A 4,756-nucleotide genomic window follows, 5' to 3' on the forward strand; every position below is an offset into this window, starting at 1 on the left:
CGAATATTTCCCTGCACTTAGTTATGATTAGTTCGCTGCTTTTACTGCGGCTATCGCTGCATCATAGTTAGGATGGTTACTACCTTCGCTTACATATTCTACGTATGTTACAGTATCATTCGTATCAACTACGAAGATTGCACGTGCTAACAATCGCAATTCTTTCATTACCACACCATACGATTCACCAAAAGATAAATCTCTATGGTCCGATACAGTTATAACATTTTCCAAACCGCTTGCTGCACACCATCTTCTTTGAGCGAAAGGTAAATCAACACTTACTGTTATTACTTCCACATTATCAAGACTAGCAGCTTCCTCATTAAATTTTCTTGTTTGTGTATCACAAACTCCTGTATCAATAGACGGTATTACACTAAAAAGACGAATCTTTCCCTTTGAGCTAGCTAAAGTTACTTCGGACATATCATTAGCTAATACAGTAAAAGCAGGAGCTTTGTCCCCAACTTTCACTTCATTTCCAATTAATGTTACCGGATTATGTTTAAATGTTACATTCGCCATTGGCTTCTCCTCCATTTGTGATTTAATCATATGTAATTAATACCATCATATCGATAGTTGTTTTTATTTGCAAAAAATACGAACTATCTATATAAATATTTATTTTTAGTTTACAAAAAGAAGGAAACGAGCCCACTATTTTTTTGTGAACTCGTCTGTAATGCAGAATAAAGTTTACTTAAAATTAAAATTCAATATCTTCTTTCGGTTGATGGTTTTGAGATTCACCGCTTGAATCAGATGACGAATCTTTTTTCGCAAACATTTGCTGGATTTTATCGACGGCTTGTGGGGCAATATCCAATATTTTTTCATAAAGATGGGTACTTTCATCTAAATGTACCATTTTTACTCCCTGGGCATTTACGATAAGAAAAGCAATTGGAGTAATGCTTACTCCCCCACCACTACCTCCACCGAAAGGGTGTTTTGTTAATGAGTCATTTAATGAATGATTTTCTAGAGTGAATTCACTACCTCCAGCTGCAAATCCAAATCCCACTTTAGATACGGTTAAAATGACACTGCCATCAGGTGTTTCGACTGGATCGCCAATAATCGTATTGACATCAATCATTTCTTTTAAGTTTTCCATTGCGGTTGTCATTAAGCCTTGAATTGGATGATCTGACATTTTTTCCATTCCTCCATTGTTCTATTGTTTACTTGGAATAGACGTTTCATTTGTTTTAAACTTAGGAAAACCATCTTTCCAAAATTTCACCAGTTTAATTCCTGCCATCATAGCATGCCCTATCCGAAATTGAATCATACAAGAAAATAATGTTTCAGAGGCTACTCCCTGAAATTGTGGATAGATGTTAATTTTCGGCATGTCTTGGAGCTTCATATAGTTACTAATCATTCCGATAATGCTCCCTTTAGCAGCCCATATAGCACCAGAAACCATGCCAGTATGCGCTGCATCTCCTAAACCAACAATAGAGCTCCATTCTATATTCTTTATCGTTAGTTTTGCTAAAAATGACTTTACTATGCGATGAAAATGAACAACGTGATTTAATAATTCTTTTGAATTGGATAAGAAATTTAATAGATCCGAAGCTGAAAATTGTTTCGTTTCCTCTATTGTATCGTTTTTGCCTTGCACTTCTGTTTCCTCTTCTACTACCAACGTTGGAGAGTCATTATCTATTTTTATCAGAGGGATTGTTTTTTTGTATTTAATGAGTCCAAATAACGCTCGTACCTCTATTTTTAAATCATCATTATCTTTCTTATGATAATAGCGTATATGTATCGTTAATTTTAAAAAGCAGAGGAGAACAAGCAATAAAAAAAGAGAACCAATAATAATTCCAATTATGGAGAGAACCTTCACTCTGGCAACACTTCCCTTCAGCTTATTATTATTGGATAAAATATGAAAAAATAAACCTGCCATAAAGCTAATATATAATCAAATTTTGGGTTATTTTCTAAATGATTGTGCTTTTTAATAGGAAAATTTTTTAGAATAGCTGAGCAGAAACTTTATGAAAAGCGGGGTCTTTACAATGGGGAAAAACAGAACGTATGAAAAGAAAAACGGTTAATAACAACATCCTTTTCAGTTGTTATCAACCGTTTTGGTCTTAGCGATCATGAACGACTGTAGTATCAGCAAATAAATCATGAATCCCTTGTTTCTTTGGTAAGAAAGCTACTAATGCATATAAAATAATAAAGCTGGCAGAGATAAATCGACCAATCCATTCACGGAATAGGACGGTATCCCATGTTAATCTTTCTTTGTTTATAGGTACTACCTTCAAGCCAAAAATCATCTTTCCTAATGTTTGCTTTAAAAACAGTGTCATTAAAACAAAATATAAGTAAAAAGTAACTGCGGTACAAATGTTTACCGTAGAAAAAATACTCGATTCATGTAACGGCACGTCTAATATTCGTAAAACGGGATAGATTAGGATGCGATTAACGCTCGACACAATAATTAGATCAGCTAAATAAGCCCAAAAACGCATCCAAAATCCTGCATAGTCATACGGAACTTCTCCTAAAGTATCTATAATATTTCCTTCAGCAACAGGAGTTTGCTCCTTCCAATCAACTGCTTCATTTGATGGAACAATCGATTCAGACATTCCATCTTCCTTCCGTGAATCTTCTGATTGTATATTTTCACTTTCCTTACTCATTTATTCCCCTCCTATTCTGCATATAAATACATTAGTCGAGGTGAGTTAGCATTTGTGACAATCTTTAATATATTTGCTAATTCTTTATCCTCACTCGTTATTAATTTTTTTGCAGTCATTCCAAATAGGGATGCAAAACCAGTATTGTCGGTATATGTAACGACAGCTGCGTCCTTTAATTTATAATCATTCTTCATCTGTTCTACTACATCATCAAAATAGCCAAAATCATCGATTAAATTTAATTCCTTCGCTTGTCTACCATCGTAAATTCGTCCATCAGCAATTTTCTTAACCTCTGCCTCTGTCATTCCTCGTCCATCTGCAATGACCTTAACAAAGCCGGCATAAGAATTATTAATTAATCGTTGTAGAATCTCTCTTTCATCCTCTGTCATTTCTCTTGTAGAACTCATAATATCTTTATATTTTCCACTCTTAATGGTGACAAACTCTACACCGTACTTTTCAGCAAGGCCTTCGAAATTATATCCACTCATAATGACCCCAAGTGAGCCAGTTAATGTTTCCGGACTAGCAAAGATCTTATCAGCAGGTGCAGAAATATAGTAACCTCCAGAAGCTGCCATCGATCCCATTGAGACGTATATTGGTATGTTCGATTCTTTTTGAATTTCTACTAATTTATCATGTATTTGCGCACTTTCTACAACTCCCCCACCTGGAGAATTCACTTTCAATATAACCCCTTTTACACTAGGATCTTCTTTTATGTAATCCAATTTTCCGATGAAAGATGCATGATTATAACCTACTGTCGAGAAAAGAGATTCAGCATCTCCTGTATCTTGAATAGTTCCAGATACTTCCAGTACGACTATTTTCTCTGAGAAATCTCCATCCTCTATGTATTCTTCTACATATGGACCTTCCCCTTCACTAAGAAATTGTCCAAAAAGATCTTCCACATCCGTTGTGAATGCAACAGATACCATACTGGTAATTATGGAAAAGACAAAAATAATACCAGCTATCCCTAAAGCTGCCCAACGCTTTCCGCTCATTACTTATAACCCCCTATTATTTCTTTCTATTTCTTATACGTATAACTTCCGATATTGTTTCAAGAGATATTAGAGTACTTGAATAGGTTATTTAATTTCTATTACTATTATGCTATGCCTTTCGCCTGTTGTTGCTTTTTTGAATTAGAAAATAATTTTGTTTGGGAAAGAGAATAGACAGTTAATGCTGTCCAAATAAATATAAACGCCAATAAATGGGAGGTTGTAAATGGTTCATGATAAACGAATACACCAAGAATTAGTGTTAAGGTAGGTGTTAAGTATTGAATGAACCCTAGCATGGATAGCGGGATTCGTTGCGCTCCTTTTGCAAAAAACAATAATGGCACGGCTGTTAATACGCCAGAAATAATTAATAAGAAATCTAAACTAGTAGAAACTGCTAAAAAAGCATGATCTCCTTTTAAAAATAAATAACCGATAAACAGCAAAGCAAATGGAGTAATAAACATTGTTTCCAATGTTAAGCCTACATCCGAATTAATTTTGATTAATTTTTTTGTTAATCCGTATAATCCAAATGTTAGTGCCAAGGAGATTGCAATCCACGGGAAGGCACCATGAGCGAATGTAATAATACAGACTCCAATTGCAGCTAACCCTACAGATACATACTGAATTTTAGATAATTTTTCTTTCATTACAAAAATGCCTAATAATACACTTACTAATGGATTAATATAATAGCCTAAACTCGTTTCGATTATTTGATTGGCATTTACTGCCCAAATATAGATAAACCAGTTACAGCTAACCAATATAGAGGCAATAAATAGCATAATCCCCTGTTTTTTTTGATGCTTAAAGGAACGTAGCGTTTGATAAAACAATCTCCATTTACGAGTAAAAGTGAGTAAAATACACATAAAAATAAACGACCAAAAAATTCTGTTCGCGAGGATTTCATCTGCCCCTACTCCTTGTAGATGCTTCCAATAAATCGGAAAAAGCCCCCATATTAAGTAGGAAATCCCCGCAAATATTACCCCATTTCGCATATCGTTTTTCTCCATCTTCATCGCT

At 34.6% G+C, this 4,756-nt stretch carries 6 protein-coding genes; all 6 read right to left on the reverse strand.

Annotated features, from left to right (window positions below; translation table 11 throughout):
• Positions 1–27: 27 nt before the first annotated feature.
• Positions 28–528, reverse strand: coding sequence for a thiol peroxidase (tpx, locus tag RTL21_RS09445; RefSeq protein ID WP_312095618.1), 501 nt, complete (start codon positions 526–528; stop codon positions 28–30).
• Positions 529–712: 184 nt separating this feature from the next.
• A complete protein-coding gene (gene ytfJ / locus RTL21_RS09450; RefSeq protein WP_312095620.1) occupies positions 713–1,162 on the reverse strand; it encodes a GerW family sporulation protein in 450 nt (149 codons plus the stop codon).
• A gap of 21 nt (positions 1,163–1,183) precedes the next feature.
• Positions 1,184–1,933 carry a DUF2953 domain-containing protein gene (locus tag RTL21_RS09455; protein ID WP_312095622.1) on the reverse strand — a complete coding sequence of 250 codons (750 nt, stop codon included), beginning with the start codon at positions 1,931–1,933 and terminating at the stop codon, positions 1,184–1,186.
• 190 nt (positions 1,934–2,123) lie between these two features.
• A complete protein-coding gene (locus tag RTL21_RS09460; protein ID WP_312095624.1) occupies positions 2,124–2,687 on the reverse strand; it encodes an RDD family protein in 564 nt (187 codons plus the stop codon).
• 11 nt (positions 2,688–2,698) lie between these two features.
• Positions 2,699–3,712, reverse strand: coding sequence for a signal peptide peptidase SppA (gene sppA, locus RTL21_RS09465; protein ID WP_312095626.1), 1,014 nt, complete (start codon positions 3,710–3,712; stop codon positions 2,699–2,701).
• A gap of 107 nt (positions 3,713–3,819) precedes the next feature.
• Positions 3,820–4,746 carry an EamA family transporter RarD gene (gene rarD / locus RTL21_RS09470; protein WP_312095711.1) on the reverse strand — a complete coding sequence of 309 codons (927 nt, stop codon included), beginning with the start codon at positions 4,744–4,746 and terminating at the stop codon, positions 3,820–3,822.
• Between the last annotated feature and the right edge of the window lie 10 nt (positions 4,747–4,756).

The sequence above is a fragment of the Niallia sp. genome (assembly GCF_031978665.1).
In the GTDB taxonomy this organism is placed as follows: Bacteria; Bacillota; Bacilli; order Bacillales; family Cytobacillaceae; genus Niallia.